General features: G+C 53.2%; 14 protein-coding genes and 1 pseudogene. All 15 read left to right on the top strand.

Annotation, left to right across the window (positions count from 1 at the left end; genetic code table 11):
- The first annotated feature begins 108 nt into the window (after positions 1 to 108).
- The 15 genes and pseudogenes from H040_RS13945 (at position 109) to H040_RS13880 (ending at position 16,395) form a co-directional block, all read left to right on the top strand.
- The gene (locus H040_RS13945) at positions 109 to 1,488 is read left to right on the top strand and encodes a Wzz/FepE/Etk N-terminal domain-containing protein (protein ID WP_033696097.1); all 1,380 of its coding nucleotides are present in this window, start codon (positions 109 to 111) and stop codon (positions 1,486 to 1,488) included.
- A 657-nt stretch (positions 1,489 to 2,145) separates the two neighbouring features.
- Positions 2,146 to 2,697: pseudogene (gene rfbC / locus H040_RS28145) on the top strand (dTDP-4-dehydrorhamnose 3,5-epimerase); the annotation flags it as partial.
- Positions 2,671 to 3,138: a sugar 3,4-ketoisomerase gene (locus H040_RS28140; RefSeq protein WP_256208046.1), complete on the top strand. Its 468-nt coding sequence runs from the start codon at positions 2,671 to 2,673 to the stop codon at positions 3,136 to 3,138. The pseudogene rfbC and the gene H040_RS28140, both read left to right, overlap by 27 nt.
- Positions 3,113 to 3,580 carry an acyltransferase gene (locus H040_RS13935; RefSeq protein WP_081784265.1) on the top strand — a complete coding sequence of 156 codons (468 nt, stop codon included), beginning with the start codon at positions 3,113 to 3,115 and terminating at the stop codon, positions 3,578 to 3,580. Before H040_RS28140 ends, H040_RS13935 begins: the two co-directional genes overlap by 26 nt.
- A complete protein-coding gene (locus H040_RS13930; RefSeq protein WP_027918192.1) occupies positions 3,573 to 4,670 on the top strand; it encodes a DegT/DnrJ/EryC1/StrS family aminotransferase in 1,098 nt (365 codons plus the stop codon). Before H040_RS13935 ends, H040_RS13930 begins: the two co-directional genes overlap by 8 nt.
- Before the next feature lie 143 nt (positions 4,671 to 4,813).
- Positions 4,814 to 6,085, top strand: a complete 1,272-nt coding sequence (locus tag H040_RS13925) for an O-antigen translocase (RefSeq protein ID WP_027918193.1) — start codon at positions 4,814 to 4,816, stop codon at positions 6,083 to 6,085.
- A 43-nt stretch (positions 6,086 to 6,128) separates the two neighbouring features.
- Entirely contained in the window at positions 6,129 to 7,034 is a 906-nt protein-coding gene (locus H040_RS13920; protein ID WP_027918194.1) for a glycosyltransferase family 2 protein, read from the top strand.
- Positions 7,031 to 8,380, top strand: a complete 1,350-nt coding sequence (locus H040_RS13915) for a hypothetical protein (RefSeq protein WP_027918195.1) — start codon at positions 7,031 to 7,033, stop codon at positions 8,378 to 8,380. Before H040_RS13920 ends, H040_RS13915 begins: the two co-directional genes overlap by 4 nt.
- Positions 8,380 to 9,267, top strand: a complete 888-nt coding sequence (locus H040_RS13910; protein WP_027918196.1) for a glycosyltransferase family 2 protein — start codon at positions 8,380 to 8,382, stop codon at positions 9,265 to 9,267. Before H040_RS13915 ends, H040_RS13910 begins: the two co-directional genes overlap by 1 nt.
- Positions 9,268 to 9,306: 39 nt before the next feature.
- Positions 9,307 to 11,232: an asparagine synthase (glutamine-hydrolyzing) gene (gene asnB, locus H040_RS13905; protein ID WP_027918197.1), complete on the top strand. Its 1,926-nt coding sequence runs from the start codon at positions 9,307 to 9,309 to the stop codon at positions 11,230 to 11,232.
- A gap of 27 nt (positions 11,233 to 11,259) precedes the next feature.
- Positions 11,260 to 12,066, top strand: a complete 807-nt coding sequence (locus H040_RS13900; protein ID WP_050437194.1) for a glycosyltransferase — start codon at positions 11,260 to 11,262, stop codon at positions 12,064 to 12,066.
- Between the two features lie 6 nt (positions 12,067 to 12,072).
- Positions 12,073 to 13,032, top strand: a complete 960-nt coding sequence (locus tag H040_RS13895) for an NAD-dependent epimerase/dehydratase family protein (protein WP_027918199.1) — start codon at positions 12,073 to 12,075, stop codon at positions 13,030 to 13,032.
- A 12-nt stretch (positions 13,033 to 13,044) separates the two neighbouring features.
- Complete coding sequence (locus tag H040_RS13890; protein WP_027918200.1) at positions 13,045 to 14,385, top strand: UDP-glucose dehydrogenase family protein; 1,341 nt, start codon at positions 13,045 to 13,047, stop codon at positions 14,383 to 14,385.
- Positions 14,386 to 14,407: 22 nt separating this feature from the next.
- Positions 14,408 to 15,358 (top strand): NAD-dependent epimerase/dehydratase family protein, encoded by a 951-nt coding sequence (locus H040_RS13885; protein WP_027918201.1) that lies wholly within the window; start codon positions 14,408 to 14,410, stop codon positions 15,356 to 15,358.
- 23 nt (positions 15,359 to 15,381) lie between these two features.
- Entirely contained in the window at positions 15,382 to 16,395 is a 1,014-nt protein-coding gene (locus tag H040_RS13880) for an MraY family glycosyltransferase (protein ID WP_027918202.1), read from the top strand.
- Positions 16,396 to 16,409 lie beyond the last annotated feature (14 nt).

The following is a 16,409-nucleotide window of genomic DNA, read 5'->3' as shown; positions in this document are numbered from 1 at the left end:
GCGCCTCCTTCCCGCCAATGACATGGATGGCTGTATGAGGTGCACGAAGCGCCCCTTCTACCCCTGCCTGTCTTGGATGGCATCCCCGATAGAATGCAGGCAAAATCAGTGAACATCGAATCTCGCGGCTCCTACAGGGCCGGTTCTAGTGAAATAGAGCTCTTTGACCTTTTCCGAAGTGTCTGGCGTCGTCGTGTATTCGTTGCGGGCATGGGTGTGCTTTTTGCGATCATCGGTCTCGCGCTTGCCTACATCATCCCTCCTGAATATGAAGCATCTGCCACATTGCGCCCTGTTGAGCTTAATCAATTGGATGCACTGAATCGCTCGAAGATCTACAGTCTTCCGCCTGACGAAGCGCTGAAGCGTGTGGGTGCAAGGTTGGACTCCTACAGCGCACGGCTGGAGTACTTTCGTTCCAGGCCAGACCTTGTAGAGGCCTTCAGGGATGACGGGCAGACCATTGAGCAAGCCTTTCAAGACTTTAATAGCAGCGCGCTTAGCGTCGTCCAGGCTGACCCGAAGAAGACCGATTTGTTAAGCAACTTTATCGGTTTGAAAATGCGTTACGGGAAAGATATTGATGGCCCGGCTGTCCTGAATGCCTTCGTGGATTACGCTGTAGAGCGAGAGCGAATTCAGCTATCAAAGGATATGCAGGTAATTTTGGCTAACCGCCTGGCTGAGGTAAATGCCAAGCTAGGTTCGGCAGTTACTGAATACCGCAATGGTAATGAAGGGCGTATCGCTCGCCTGGAAGAAGATGATGCCATCAAGCGTGCGCAGCTTAATGACGAGCTTAAAGCTTTGCGTGTACAGCTCAAGATGCAGCGTGAATCGCGCTTGGCTGAACTGGACGAAGCTATCGGTATCGCTCGTAGTCTGGGCTTGAAAAGGCCATCCACACCCTCGCAGATGGCCGATGAGGTTACGGCGAATGGCAGCATTATTCGCACCGAAGTGAATGGTCGTCCGGTACCGCTTTATTTCATGGGTACCGAAGTGCTTGAGGCCGAGCGCAGTGCCTTGCGCAAACGCTCCTCTGATGACTTTGTCGAGCCAAGAATCGGTCAGATTCGCAAAGAGCTCCTGTTGCTTTCCAATAACCGAAATGTCGAGGCTATCAAGGCTCGGGCCAACGATCAGGATTTTCTGGAAGGTGTCGAAGCACTGCGGATTGAACGTGAGCGCCTGAAAGCCATTGATACGCAGTTGCAAGGCTTGCAGCTGGTTAGTATTGATCAGCGCGCTGTAGCAGCCAGCAAGCCGATAAAGCCGCGCAAGGCGTTAATTGTCATGCTGGCATTTATTGGGGGGCTTTTGCTTGGTGTGTTGATTGCGCTGACACGGGTGGCGTTCAAAAATCATCTACGGCGGATACGCACTCTGGAAGTAGGCGATGTAGTGGCGTCTGTTTTGCCCGAAGACCACGCGCGTAAGGTCAACGTTTTGTTGCCGGAAGTGCAGGTCCGGGCTGGTAAAGAATGATGCTATTTTGTTGCTGTGTTGGTTTTGATATGAGCAGAAAACCCTTATAGGGCGGCGTAGTTGAGCGGCCTATAATTGTGGCGGTCTACATCCACATCTCGATTCGGCGGGGCCGTTGCGCCCTGTTTCCCAGGTGGCGCCTCGTCGGTGCGATAATCCGTTCGTGCGTTCTCGACAGCGCCAAGAGGCTGAAGGTCGTTGTCCCGGCTTTCGCGTTGACACGAAGGTGTTCGAGGGTCATCAACAAGACGGCCGGTCGTTTTTTGCAGAAATCCAGTCAAGCGGTGTAAGGCTTTGATTATTCGAGCGATATCGTCGTCGGCGGCAGTGTGTCGTGCTGGCGAGGCAGTGAGGCAGCGGTCGGATTGCGTGCAAGCCAAGAGATAGGCGTGAGTCCATGGCAGAATGCTGTGGTCTCAACAGTGGTTCGCTGGCAGAATGAGTTGTTTGATCTGCGTGGTCGGTGCCGGTGACGGTGCCGGTGCATGGGGCCGTCCTCTCAGGTGCTGGCCGTGTCTAGAGGCGAGTGATGTGTCGGTAAGCATTTTGCTTGATGGTTTTTTTAGTTTTTTGCAGTGATGGAAAATGTTGTAAGTGTAGTTGAGGAGTTTTGTATGACAGGGATGAATCTGTCTACATTTATATGAGGTTGGCTGGGTGAAGCTTACAAAGACAGATATTGCTGAAGTTGTCATTATCGAACCAACAATCTTCGAGGATGAGCGTGGCTGGTTTTACGAGTTTTACAGCGAGCCGAAGTTTCACGCGCTGTTGAGGGCGTGTGATTTGCCGGTGCCGCGCCCGTTTATCCAAGAAAACTGCTCGATGTCGAAGAAGGGTGTTGTCCGAGGGTTACATTACCAGCTGTCGCCTTGTTCGCAGGGCAAGCTTGTCAATGTGAGTCAAGGCGCCGCTTATGATGTCGCAGTCGATATTCGCAAAGGTTCGCCGACGTTCGGGCAATGGGTTGGCGTAACGTTGTCCGCAGCGAACCGGAAGATGCTTTGGATTCCCGAAGGCTTCGCCCATGGTTTCATGGCGCTTGAGGATGACACTGTATTCCAGTACCGCACGACTGATACCTATTCCAAGGTGCACGAGCGGAGTCTGGCCTGGGATGACCCAGACCTGGCAATTGATTGGCCGACGACGCTTACTCCTGTAGTGAGTGCGAAGGACAAGATGGCGCCTTCCTTCGCCAGGGCCGAGCACACGGATTACCTGATCCCCGGAAAAGTTGATATTGTCGAGTTGGAGTCACATAGCGACGACCGTGGGAGTTTGATTGGTATTGAGAAAAATCTTAATATTCCATTCTCGATCAGGCGCATCTATTACATTTTTGGCACCCAGAAAGATGTCAGCAGGGGTTTCCATGCGCATCGTGATTTGCAGCAGTTGATCATCTGTGTTTCAGGAAGTTGCCGGATGGTGCTGGATGACGGTCGCGAACGGGTCGAGCATATTATTGATCGGCCAAATAAAGCCATCTTTGTTCGTAATATGGTCTGGCGCGAGATGCATGATTTTAGTGAAGATTGTGTATTAGTGGTCGTGGCAAGTGAAGTATATGACGAGCGCGACTATATTCGTGATTATCGGGATTTCAAGAGGCTGATTGGCAATGGCCAGTATTCACAAGTTGTCTGATGTTCAAACAGATGATATTGGTGAGGGTACGCGAATCTGGCAGTACGCCGTGGTATTGCAGGGTGCTCGAATCGGCAGGAATTGTAATGTCTGTGCACATACCTTCATTGAAGGTGGTGTCGTCGTTGGTGATAATGTAACCGTCAAGTGTGGTGTCTACCTGTGGGACGGTGTCAGTGTTGGTGACAATGTATTCATTGGTCCGAATGCTACGTTCACCAATGACAAGGAGCCTCGCTCCAGGCAGTATCCCGACACGTATGCAAAAACGCTGCTCAAAGAAGGCTGCAGTATAGGCGCAAATGCAACGCTGCTGCCGGGGATTACAATCGGCAAGCACGCGATGGTTGGCGCTGGTGCTGTTGTTACAAAAGATGTGCCTGACTACGCTGTCGTGGTCGGTAATCCTGCCAAAGTAATCAGGGAGTTGGAGCGTGGTTGATTTTTTGAGCCTGAAAGCTGTCAATCATCAATACCGAGAAGAGTTGCTGAAAGCCTGCGCTGATGTTATTGATTCAGGCTGGTATATCAATGGTGGTGCATTGAGGCGCTTCGAGACCCATTTTGCCAACTACTGCGACGTCAAGTTTTGCATTGGGGTCGCGAATGGCCTCGATGCGCTGACCCTGACGCTCAAGGCATGGAAGCTGCTTGGACGGTTGAAAGATGGCGATGAAGTCATCGTTCCAGGCAATACCTATATCGCCAGTGTACTTGCCATTACTGAAAGTGGCCTGACTCCGGTGCTTGTCGAGCCCGATCCGGCGACCTTCAACATTGAGCCCGAAGCGGTACGCGCAGCCGTCAATTCGCGTACCAAGGTGATTCTGCCTGTACACCTGTACGGCCGTATTGCGCCCATGCCAGCGATCCGGGCAATAGCTGACGAATTTGGCCTGCTCGTGCTTGAGGATTCTGCGCAGGCGCACGGCGCCGCAACACAGGGCAAAAAAGTCGGTGGCTGGGGCGATGCGTCTGGCTTCAGTTTCTATCCAGGCAAGAACTTGGGCGCTCTGGGTGATGGCGGCGCGATCACGACCAATGACGCCGAGTTGGCGGAAGTGCTGTGTGCCCTGCGTAATTATGGGTCGCACGAGAAGTACAAAAACATCTACGTGGGTGTCAACAGCCGTCTTGATGAAATTCAGGCGGCCATGCTGGATGTGAAGCTCAAGCACCTTGACGATGAAGTTGCGCGTCGCCGCAATATCGCCAAGTGCTACGCCAGAGGTATCGAGAATTCGAAGATCGCTTTGCCAGCGCATGGCGAAGACGGCGAGCATGTCTGGCACTTGTATGTTGTGCGCACGGCAGTTCGCGACGCTCTGCAGGCACACCTGGCATCGAAGGGAGTGCAGACCTTGGTGCACTACCCGATCCCGCCTCACAAGCAGCAGGCTTACAAGCACTTGAACGGGTTGAGCCTGCCCGTCACGGAAAAGATTCATGAGGAGGTTCTCAGCCTGCCAATGGATCCGACAATGACTCAGGAAGCGATTGAGCACGTTATCGACGCGTGTAACAGCTTCTAGTCCATCGAACAGAAGTCATGGCCCTGCATGGCATTTTGGTACGCCTGCAGGGTTATGGCTATCTTGGCGTTGCTCGATGAACTGGCATCACTGCTCGAGGTGTGTGGTGATTGTAAGTTAGGTGCTTTTGCGGATCGGTACAGATGAATCTCATCAAAACTAGCGTGCTCAACGGTATTGCGGTCGTCACAAAAATGCTGGCGCTGCTTGGTATCAATAAAATACTCGCTTTGTACGTTGGTCCGGCCGGGTACGCGGCATTCGGCCAATTTCAGAATGTTGTTGCGTTAATCACCACGCTGATTGGTGGCGCTTTTAACACGGGCGTAACGAAGTACACGGCGGAATATGTGGATGATGCCTCAAGGCGGGTCGCGGTGTGGCGTACAGCTGGCACCCTGAGCGTTGGGGTAAGCCTGGTGATCGCTTGTGTATTGTTTTTCTTTCGTGAGAGATTGGCTGAGAAGTTTTTGAATGATGGTAGCCTCGCTGATGTGTTTGCCTGGTTTGCAGCGGGTTTAGTATTTCTTATTTTAAATACGTTCCTCCTGGCCGTGTTGAATGGTTTGAAAGAAATTGCCCGGTATGTGGTCTGCAACATTGTTGGTAGCTTTCTTTCTGTTCTGATTACTGCTGTTTTGGTTCATCTTTATGGGCTTAAGGGGGCGCTGATAGCTTTGGCTACCTATCAGTCTGTCGCTTTTTTTTCTACCTTGGCCGTCTGTTGTCGTTTGAAGTTTTTCAATTTCTCCAGTCTCTTTGGTCGGCTGGATAAAGAGGTCGTTAAGAATCTGTTGAAATATGCTGTGATGGCAATTGTTTCAGCGGCCTGTCTTCCGGTCACCCAAATGTTGATTCGAAGTGAGATTGGCCAGACATTGGGTTGGACTGCGGCGGGGTATTGGGAGGCCATGTGGCGCTTGAGTTCTGCCTATCTGATGATGGCGACCACGACGTTGTCGATCTACTTTTTGCCACGGCTATCAGAACTCAAGACGTATCGAGAACTGATGGCGGAAATCGGCTTTGGATACCGAGTCATCTTGCCTTTGACAGCACTGGCAGCCGTGTCGATCTATGTGCTGAGAGAGCCCATTGTACTGTTTTTATTTAGTGCTGATTTTGCACCTGTCACTGACTTGTTTGCTTGGCAGTTGGTTGGTGATGCACTCAAGATTGGCAGTTGGATCATTGCCTATGTCATGTTGGGGAAGGCGATGTTCAAGGCCTTTATTTTTACAGAAATTATTGGGTCGTTTCTGTTTTATGTGTTGGCAGTTGTTCTGATCAGGGCTGTAGGGCTGGAAGGTGTTGTCATGGCCTATGCGATAAACTATGCCGTCTACTGGGTCCTCGTGTGGGTAGTGGTTCGTAGAAGTTTGCAGTCTATGAGGCATGCAGCCGAGACCGCTTAATAGATTGTTTGATTCAAACTGGTGCGTTGCAGGAGCTTGCAAAATGCTGACAGTAGTGATTCCGTCGTATAATCATGCAGACTATATTGTCGACTCTTTGAAGGCGGCGCTGGCAATTGCGGTGCCTGGCCTGAAAGTTCTTATTGTAGATGATGGTTCCAAAGACAGGTCCATGGAGTTGGTCAGGGCATATGTGGAGCAGTCTGGTCTTGGCGAAAAAGTCACCATAGTAGAAAAAGCTAACGGTGGTTTGGTGTCGTCGCTTAATGAGTCCATGAAGCGGATTGATACGGAATTTTGTTGGTTTGTAGCGTCTGATGATATTCTGATTCCTGAGGGTGTTGCCAAAGTATTTGCTGAAATCAAGGCGAAGCCTGAGTTGGGGTTTGTCATTGGTGGCGGCCATTACTTTAATGCTGATGGGGCTTTGGGCCCAATTTACAATGCTCGGCATGATAGATTTTTCGCGTTGGAGCGCTCCAGGCGTGAGCGTGAAATGTATACACATTATCCTTCACCTATTTTACTGCAATCTACTATTTTCAGAGTTGAAGCGCTTAGGCGTATCGGCGGCTGGGATCCTGCATTGCGGCTTGATGACTATCCGACTTTTGTAAAACTCTTGAGCGTGTATGATGAAGCCGGGCGCGATTTTGGATTCAATCCGCTGATTGACTGTGTGCGCTATCGCCAGCACGGCACCAATACATCAAAGAACTTGTCCATGCAGCTGAGGATGGTAAGGGGGGCTCTTGTAGCGCTGGCGCCAGATCACATTCGTCGCGAAGCGATCGCCAATGCAGCAGCCTATTACTCTTTGAATGCGCTTAAACATGCAAGGTTTGGCTTTTTTGTCGACTTGGTTCGCGAGTGTGATCTTGATGAGATTGTCTTAAGCTTAATTAAGATGCCGATTGTTGCTGTGCAGCATGTAGTGGCTAGAAAATGAGCGATCTGGATTTTTTTGAATTTGCCTTTTCAAATATTCCACTTTTGCTGGTCTGTATTTTTTTATCAACGGGCTTTCTATACCTTTCTGTTCGCCGGTTTGTGTTTTTGGGGTATCTTGATCCACTCCATTTTTATTGGACGTTTACGTTTGGCACGGCTTATGGCATCGTTCTGGCGCTTTTCATAGGGGGGTTCGTTTCTCTCTATTATGTGGCCTTGCTGCTGTCTTACGCGTTGTTTTTTTTGTTTTTTCTGCGGGTCAGCAAGCGCTACGGAAAATGGATGTACAAACTGGTAGTTACTTTGCTAGTGCCGCACGGTAGAGGCAGGGGGGAGTTCTGGATAATTCTACTGCTTTATGTCTGTCTGGCGCTTTTCTTGATCGTGAATACCGGTTTCGGAGCGAGTGCTGAAACTAATCGATTTGAGCAGAATAGAGGTCTGGGCGCGTTTGTGAGGGTGGCGGACGCTTTTAGGCTATTTCTAGTGGCTTATATTGCGGTTATTTGTGTGGAGCGTTGGCGGCACGGTAGGCGAAACTATTTAACCATCTTGTTCGGTATTGGTTATATTTTTTTGCTTCTGCTAAGTTCGCTTTTGAATGGTGCTAAGTTTGCGATCCTGGAAGGGATCTATGCTTCAATATTTGCGATGGCGGTCCAGGGTTATCGGTTGCGTCTGAATGTTCTAAAAGTGGGTCTCTTGTTTTCTGTTGTTCTTTTCTTTGCAGTGTGGATTTTGAGTAAGAATCTTGAGGGTGCGGGTGTGGATACTGAGGCATCCGGGGTCTATATGCAGGATGCGCCAATACTTTATGAGCGCCTTGCGTTAAGGGTGCTTGCGAATGCTGATAAGTACTATTTATCTCTGCCCAACGGCGTGATTGAGAAGCTCGAGACTGACAGTGCGCTTGTTCAATTTGTTGCGCCGTTGGTAAGCGTCACAAAGATGAGCGAGATTCTTGGGTATCCTATTAATGACTATGCTGTAGGGCGGCAGGCCTTGCTGTACTGGTATCCGGATAATGCCATTGCGGGCGGTCCGACCAGTCACTTTGATCTTTTTTCATATAAGTATTTTGGGTTCGCGCCAGGGCTTCTGTTTGCGGCACTGATGGGCTGGTTTTTTGCTTCGGTGTCGGCGCTTGGGCGTTTGGGGGGTAAGCAGGGTCCTTATTATGCTGCCTTAAGTGCTGCATTGTGGGTTCGCTCAATTGCAATGTTGCTTGAACCAACAGTTGGTTTGGCGTATGTGTTAGATATATTTATATTGTTTTTTGTTGTTAATATTTTTGGTGTTATTCTTCGGTTCGCGTCTAAGGGCAATGTTCGGGTGGTGGTGTAATGGGGGCTGATTTTACGAGTGCTAACGTTTCGATTCTAGTGACGACATACAATCCTCGTGTAGGGGAGCTGGAGGAAAACCTCAAGTCCTATTTGAATCAGGCTCAGTGCATTATATTGACTGATAACTCCGATGATGTTGTGCGGCAGCGTGAGGTTTTTGCATTGGCTGCCATGTATCCAACTATTGTAGTTAAGCAATTGTCGCGAAACCTAGGTATTGCTGCAGCGCAAAATATCGGCCTGCAAGAGGCCAGGGCCCGGAGAAGTGAATTTGTCATCGAGATGGATCAGGACTCTAAGCTCCCTCCAGATTATGTAAGCAACCTGATGCGCCGCTTCAGGGAGTTGACAGATAAAGGGATCAAGGTTGGCGGTATTGGCCCGCTCGCGGTGCGCAAGGACAGTGATGAGGTGTATGACGGGCTTACCCGCTCTGGCGATGTGATCGAAGTCGAATACACGCTGAGTTCCGGGTTTCTCATGCGCTTTGATGCCATTGATGCAGTCGGCCAGAAGAACGAGGATCTGTTCATCGATTTTGTCGACTGGGAGTGGTGCTGGCGTAGCCGCGAGCGGGGGTATCGTATCTTTATCGATACAACCCTTGAAATATCTCACATGCTCGGTGATGGCCATAAAAAAATCCTTGGCCAAAGCATTGGCATGCCATCGCCGATCCGCCATTATTACCAGTTCCGCAATTTCATCTACCTGCTAGGGAAGTCCTTTGTTCCGGGTAAATGGAAGTTAAAATACAGCGTCATCATGCTAGCGAAATTGTGCCTCATTCCGTTGTGCTTCGACAGGAAAATGAAACGGTTGAGCTTCGCGATTACAGGGATAAAAGACGCCATTCGTGGCGCTTGGGGAAAGATTGGAGAATGAATATGCTTTCTCGTTACGCGTCGATTGAGGGCAATTGAGATGTGCGGTTTCGCTGGGCTCCTATCTCGTTCGACGCTGGGCACTGATGCCGACCTGATTCTGGAAAACATGGGGCTCGCGATCGAACATCGCGGGCCTGATTCCAGTGGTGTGTGGTCTGATGCTGCTTCAGGTATCGGTCTTTCCCATCGGCGGCTCTCGATCATGGATGTATCCAGCCATGGCGCTCAGCCCATGCGCTCCGTCAGTGGCCGCTACGTGATCGCCTTCAATGGCGAGATCTATAACCACGTAGACCTGCGAGACAAGCTTGCCCGTGAGCAGCATGTCTTTCAGTGGGTCGGGCATTCAGATACCGAGACGTTGCTCGCCTGCTTCGAGTTCTATGGCATTGAAGCGACGCTTTCCCAGTTACATGGCATGTTTGCAATTGCGTTGTGGGATCGGGAACAAGCGCAATTGACGCTGATGCGTGACCGGCTGGGCGAGAAGCCGCTTTACTACGGCTGGGTGGGCGAGGCGTTTCTGTTCGGTTCGGAACTCAGGGCGTTGAAAGCTGCGCCTGGATTCGAATCGCCGGTGGACCCGCAGGCGCTTTCGCTTTTCCTCCAATACGGTTATGTCCCTGCGCCGTTATCGATTTACGCCCGCGTCAGCAAACTGATGCCAGGTGAGTATCTGCAGGTATCCCGGCATGATCCCCAACCAGTAACGCGCGCGTACTGGAGCGTTGATGAGGTCATTCGCAATGGCGTGAACGCACCGTTCCAGGGATCTGCGGATGAAGCCGTAACCGCGCTCGAGAGCAAGTTGAAGACGACCATTGGCAGGCAGATGCTTTCCGATGTGCCACTGGGTGCATTCTTGTCCGGTGGTGTCGACTCGTCACTCATCGTGGCGCTGATGCAGGCCCAGTCTTCGGAAAAGATCAAGACCTTTTCGATTGGCTTCGACGATCCGCGCTTCAACGAGGCGCCGTATGCCAAGGAAGTGGCCCAGCATATCGGTACGGAGCACGAGGAACTGTATGTCAGTGCCAAGCAGGCGCTGGATGTGGTCCCGATGCTTCCCGATATCTGGGACGAACCCTTCGCCGACCCTTCGCAGATACCGACCTTCCTGGTCTCCCAACTGGCAAAGAAGCAGGTGACTGTTTCGCTTTCCGGCGACGGTGGTGACGAGTTGTTCTGCGGCTACAACCGTTACTTGGTGGCGGGCAAACTGTGGCGTTACATGAAACCGATTCCTGCAGGGCTCAGGGCGGGCATAGGGCGGCTGCTGACAACTGTAGAGCCAGGAGGCTGGGACTCGCTTGGCAGATGGTTGCCGGGTAGCAAGGGGCTGGGCAGCATCGGCGACAAGGTCCATAAGTTGGCCGGGGTATTTGCCGCCCGGGGGCCTCATGACGTCTACAACAACATCGTCTCGAACCATGCACAGGCCAACAATCTGCTGCTGAAGCCGGTTATCGATTCCCGTCCTTCGCGGCAGGCCAATCACGGTTTGTGTGACGTACAGCAGATGATGGCCTGGGACCTGAAGGAATACTTGCCGGGCGACATCCTGACCAAGCTTGATCGGGCGGCAATGGCCGTTTCGCTGGAAGGTCGAGCGCCGTTCCTGGATCACTCGGTGGTGGAGTTCGCCTGGTCATTGCCGCTCGAGTACAAGTTCCGGGAAGGGGAGACCAAGTGGGCGCTCAAGCAGGTGCTCTATAAGCATGTCGATCGCGCGTTGATCGACCGCCCCAAGATGGGCTTTGGCGTGCCGTTGAGGGACTGGCTGATCGGCCCGTTGCGAGAATGGGCAGAGGCCTTGCTCGATGCCCGGAAGCTGCGTAGCGAAGGTCATTTCAATGTGGATGCCGTGCAGGCGCTCTGGCAAGAGCACGTGGGTGGCAAACGGAATCATGCGGCAATTCTCTGGAACGTGCTGATGTTCCAGGCTTGGCTGGCGCGTCAGTAGTGAGAATTTTGCAAAGGGAACATAGCTGTGACTGCTGACTTTTCCGTACTTATCTCGGTGTACGCATCGGAGAACCCCGACTTTCTGGCTGCATGCCTGGAGAGCTTGACGACACAGACCTGTGCCGCGCAGGAAGTAGTGCTCGTCGAGGATGGGCCGATAGCGGACTCGCTGAAGGCGGTCATCGAACAATTTCGGCCGAAGCTGCCGATCGTATCGGTGGCGCTGCCAGTAAACGTGGGACTGGCCAACGCGCTCAATGAAGGGCTGAAGCATTGCAGCCATGACCTTGTCGCGCGCATGGATACCGATGATGTATGCCTGCCTGAGCGATTCGAGCGGCAGTTGAAGCATCTGCGAGATCACCCCGAAGTGGCGGTTTTGGGCGCGATGGTCGAAGAGTACGATGTGACCATGGCCCATTCATTGGGGCCGCGCAGGTTGCCACTGGACCATGACGCCCTGTGTGCTTTTGCCAAACGCCGCAGTCCGCTCAGCCACCCGACTGTCATGTTCCGCAAGCCTGCTGTGCTGGCGGTGGGAGGCTACCCGAGCTTCAGGAAGGCTCAGGACTATGCGTTGTGGTCGTTGATGTTGCAAAAGGGGTACAGGATTGAGAACCTGCCGGACATTCTTTTGAAGATGCGGGCTGGCAGTGAGCTGATGCAGCGGCGTGGCAAGGACTATCTCAAGCATGAGCTCGCCATCATCCGGTTCCAGAAGGATATCGGCTTTATTAGCGGCGGCGCGTTTGTCGTCAACACGATGTTGCGTTCGATCGTCCGTCGGTCTCCTGCATTTCTTAAACATTTGCTATACAAATTCGCACGGTAGGCGTACATGAAAATTTTGATTACCGGCGCTGCCGGATTTATCGGACATGCGCTGATCAAGGCCTTGTCTGCTACCGCCGAGCAGTTGGTGGGTATCGATAACCTCAATGATTATTATGACGTCAGTCTCAAGGAAGCGCGGCTCAGGGATCTTGAGGGTATTGATAACTTCACGTTCATCCGTGCGGATCTTGTCGACGGCGAAGCAATCGACCGGGTTTTTTCCACTTACCAATTCGACTGTGTGGTGAACCTGGCGGCCCAGGCGGGCGTGCGCTACTCACTCGATAATCCGATGGCCTACGTGCAGAGTAATGTCGTTGGTTTTCTGAATATCCTGGAAGGTTGCCGTAATCACAACGTCAAGCGCTTGTACTACGCATCTTCGAGTTCTGTATACGGGCTGAGCAAGGATGTTCCATTCTCGACCCGACAATCGGTGGACTGCCCGATCAGCCTGTACGCGGCGACCAAGAAGTCCAATGAGCTGATGGCCCATACCTACTCTCATCTGTACGGAATTCAGACTATTGGCTTGAGGTTCTTTACGGTCTATGGCCCGTGGGGGCGTCCCGATATGGCCATGTTCAAGTTCACCAAGGCGATTCTCGAAGGCAAGCCCATTGATGTGTATAACCATGGGCTACTTTCGCGCGACTTTACCTACATTGACGACATCATTTCCGGCATTCTCCGGTTGCTGCAGAAACCTGACCTTGGCGCCTGCACGGTGTTCAACATCGGTCACGGTAGCCCGGTCAGCTTGATGGACTTCATCCGCGCTGTTGAAGCCGCAACAGGCATCAAAGCAACCTGCAACTACCTGCCCATGCAGCCCGGCGACGTGGAGCAGACGTGGGCAGATACCCAGGGGTTGTTCGATGCCGTCGGGTACAAACCGAATGTGCCTGTACAGGAAGGGGCTGCAAAGTTTGTCGATTGGTACCGCTCGTACTACAAAATTTGAAGGTGTGAATAGATGAAGATTACAGTTTTCGGTTCGGGCTATGTAGGGTTGGTCACTGGCACGTGCCTGGCGGACGTCGGCCATCATGTGGTGTGCGTCGATGTCGATCAACGCAAGATCGATAATTTGAAGCAGGGCATCATTCCAATCTATGAGCCAGGCCTCGACGAGATGGTTCGTCGTAACCAGCAAGAAGGTCGTCTGGATTTCACCACGGATGCCAGCTCGGGCGTGTCATTTGGTGAGATTCAGTTTATTGCGGTAGGCACCCCGCCGGATGAAGATGGCTCTGCGGACCTCAAGTACGTGCTGGCCGTAGCCAAGACCATTGGTCAGTACATGACTGAGCCCAAGATAGTTGTCGACAAGTCGACCGTGCCTGTGGGCACTGCTGACAAGGTCAAGGACACGATCCAGCGTACCTTGGCGTCTCGTGGTGTCGATCTGCAGTTCGACGTCTGCTCCAATCCTGAATTCCTCAAGGAAGGCGCAGCCTTGGAGGATTTCACCAAAGGCGCGCGAATTGTGGTGGGTACCGATTCTGAACACGTCCGTCGCAAAATGCGCGAGTGCTATGCGCCTTACAGCCGGAACCACGACAAACTGATTTTCATGGATGTTCGCTCTGCCGAGCTGACCAAGTACGCGGCCAATGGCATGCTGGCCACCAAGATCAGCTTCATGAATGAGCTGTCGAACCTTGCCGAGCGCCTGGGGGCTGACATTGAGCAGGTGCGGATCGGTATCGGCTCGGACCCGCGCATCGGTTACAGCTTCATCTACCCAGGCTGCGGTTACGGTGGCTCGTGTTTCCCCAAGGATGTTCAGGCGTTGTACCGTACCGCACAGGAAGTGGGTTACTCCGCTGAACTGCTTGCGGCCGTCGAGGCTGTCAACAAGCGTCAGAAAGACAAGATGTTCGCTTCGTTCGAGGATATCTTCAAAGGTGAACTGGAGGGCAAGACCATCGCAGTGTGGGGCCTGGCCTTCAAGCCTAACACCGACGATATGCGCGATGCGCCAAGCCGTCGGCTTATCGAACAGCTCTGGCAGGCGGGTGCGAAGGTACGTGTATTCGACCCTAAGGCCATGGAGGAGTTCGAGCGCATTTACGGTGATCGGGCTGATACCCACTACGCTGCGACGCAGGAAGAGGCCCTGGCCGGTGCCGATGCCCTGGCAATCTGCACCGAGTGGAAGTCTTTCCGTGCTGTAGACCCGCACATGCTGCGTGGCGCGCTCTCCAGTGCCGTTGTGGTCGATGGCCGTAACCTGTTCGACCCGTGGGCGATGGCGCAGGCAGGCGTTGCGTACCATGCGATCGGCAGGCCGCACGTTACTCCGGGAGTCTGATATGGTGGGCCCATGCCGGGTAATGGTTACTGGCGCTTCAGGCTTCGTCGGCAGGCATCTGTGTGAGTCCCTGGTCCAGCGCGATTTTTCGGTCAAGGCTGCAGTCCGGCGTGAGCCGGACCTAGCGCTGGCCGGCGATGTCGTGCAACTGGACTTGATGGATCAGGTTGCCGTGCAGCAGAGTCTGGTGGACGTCGACTGTGTCGTCCACTTGGCCGGGCGTGCGCATGTGCTCAATGATCAGGTAGCCGACCCATTGGCAGCTTTTCGGCAGGCGAATGTTGAAACGACCCTGGCGCTGGCCGAGGCAGCATTGGCCGCTGGTGTGAAGCGGTTCATTTTCGTCAGCTCCATTGGCGTAAATGGCAACGAAACCACCGGCCAGGCGTTTACCGAACAGAGCGACGTAGCGCCAGCGGCAGATTATGCCGTTTCCAAACTGGAGGCCGAGCAGGCGCTGGATCGCTTGTTGGCAGGTACTTCCATGCAGTTGGTCGTCGTGCGTCCCCCGCTCATTTACGATGCGGGCGCACCGGGTAATTTTGCAAGGCTGCTGAGTCTGGTGGCGAAAGGCTTGCCATTGCCTTTTGCCGCGTTGGATAACCGTCGCAGCCTGGTTTCGTTGAACAACCTGATCAGCTTCCTGATGCTGGTGATTACCCACGACAAGGCTGCCGGGCAGCTGTTCCTGATCGCCGATGGGGCCAGCGTTTCGACGCGCCAGATTGTTTCATCGCTTGCCATCGGCATGGGCCGCAAGGCCAGGTGCTTTTACATGCCCAAGCTGCTGGCCAGGCTGCTTTTGAGCGCTGTGGGGCGGCGGGCTATGTATGTGCAATTGTTCAACTCTTTGGAAGTCAGTACCAGTAAAGCGCGTGACCTGCTGGGCTGGATGCCGGTCGAAGAGCCAGAAGCTGCGCTTGCAGAAGCCGGCAGAAAGCACGCCAAGCGGTTGGCCGTTGATGCTCAGTAACTAGGAATTGGATTTCACGACTTATGGTTCAACTACTAATAATAGCGTTGGCTCTGGTGGGTGCCGCTGCACTGACTGGAGCGGTAAGGCGCTTTGCAATACGCAAGAGTGTGCTAGATATTCCCAATGAGCGTAGTTCGCATTCCGTGCCGACACCGCGGGGCGGCGGCGTGGCCATTGTTGTTGCATTCATTGCAGCGGTATTGCTGTGCTTCGTGCTTGGCGACATCGGCCTTGGGACCATGTCGGCGCTCGTGCTCGGCGGCGCCGGCGTGGCGGTGCTTGGCTTTTATGATGACCTGGGCCATATCCCAGCGCGCTGGCGGTTGCTCGGCCACTTTCTCGCGGGAATGTGGATCGTCTTCAGCCTTGGCGGGTTGGCCCCGATCACGCTCTGGGGTGAGCCAAAAGAGCTCGGGCTTATAGGCAGCCTGCTGGCAGTGGTGTTCTTGGTATGGATGCTGAACCTGTACAACTTCATGGATGGTATTGACGGTCTTGCCAGTTCCGAGGCTGTTTTTGTCGGGCTGGCCGGCGGTCTTATCTACCTCCTCTCGGGGCACGGGGGCCTCGCAGGCCTGAGCTTTGCCCTGGCAGCATCGGCAGCTGGTTTCCTGCTGTGGAATTTCCCTCCGGCCAAAATCTTCATGGGCGACGCAGGAAGTGGATTCCTGGGGGTCGTAGTGGGTGCGCTGACCTTGATCGCCGGGTGGGTATCAGCTGATTTCTTCTGGTGCTGGATCATTCTGCTGGGCTTGTTCGTGGTCGATGCCACGGTCACTTTGCTGCGTCGTCTGATGCGGGGTGAAAAAGTGTATGAGGCTCATAGAAGCCACGCTTACCAGTTTGCCTCTCGGCAGTTCGCAAGCCACAAGAAAGTGACGCTGGCCGCTTGGGGCCTGAACGTGCTGTGGCTACTTCCGTTAGCACTGCTGGTAGCGTTCGGCGGCCTGAATGGTGTGCTTGGCGTATGCTTGGCATATGCACCGCTGGTAGTGCTCGCATTGAAATTCCATGCGGGCGAGCGTGAGCTTTAATTTTTTGAAGGATA

Origin of the sequence: Pseudomonas sp. URMO17WK12:I7 (genome assembly GCF_003269045.1) — a bacterium.
GTDB lineage: Bacteria > Pseudomonadota > Gammaproteobacteria > Pseudomonadales > Pseudomonadaceae > Aquipseudomonas > Aquipseudomonas putida_J.
The sequence above is the reverse complement of the archived record's forward strand: the minus strand, read 5'-3'. Positions and strand labels throughout refer to the sequence as shown.

Bases quoted from the DNA above. Each gene is read 5' to 3' on its own strand.
- H040_RS13890 (WP_027918200.1), top strand. From the start codon at position 13,045: ATGAAGATTACAGTTTTCGGTTCGGGCTATGTAGGGTTGGTCACTGGC.
- H040_RS13925 (WP_027918193.1), top strand. From the start codon at position 4,814: ATGAATCTCATCAAAACTAGCGTGCTCAACGGTATTGCGGTCGTCACA.
- H040_RS13935 (WP_081784265.1), top strand. From the start codon at position 3,113: ATGGCCAGTATTCACAAGTTGTCTGATGTTCAAACAGATGATATTGGT.
- H040_RS13915 (WP_027918195.1), top strand. From the start codon at position 7,031: ATGAGCGATCTGGATTTTTTTGAATTTGCCTTTTCAAATATTCCACTT.
- H040_RS13895 (WP_027918199.1), top strand. From the start codon at position 12,073: ATGAAAATTTTGATTACCGGCGCTGCCGGATTTATCGGACATGCGCTG.
- H040_RS13910 (WP_027918196.1), top strand. From the start codon at position 8,380: ATGGGGGCTGATTTTACGAGTGCTAACGTTTCGATTCTAGTGACGACA.
- asnB (WP_027918197.1), top strand. From the start codon at position 9,307: ATGTGCGGTTTCGCTGGGCTCCTATCTCGTTCGACGCTGGGCACTGAT.
- H040_RS13920 (WP_027918194.1), top strand. From the start codon at position 6,129: ATGCTGACAGTAGTGATTCCGTCGTATAATCATGCAGACTATATTGTC.
- H040_RS28140 (WP_256208046.1), top strand. From the start codon at position 2,671: ATGGCGCCTTCCTTCGCCAGGGCCGAGCACACGGATTACCTGATCCCC.
- H040_RS13885 (WP_027918201.1), top strand. From the start codon at position 14,408: ATGGTTACTGGCGCTTCAGGCTTCGTCGGCAGGCATCTGTGTGAGTCC.
- H040_RS13880 (WP_027918202.1), top strand. From the start codon at position 15,382: ATGGTTCAACTACTAATAATAGCGTTGGCTCTGGTGGGTGCCGCTGCA.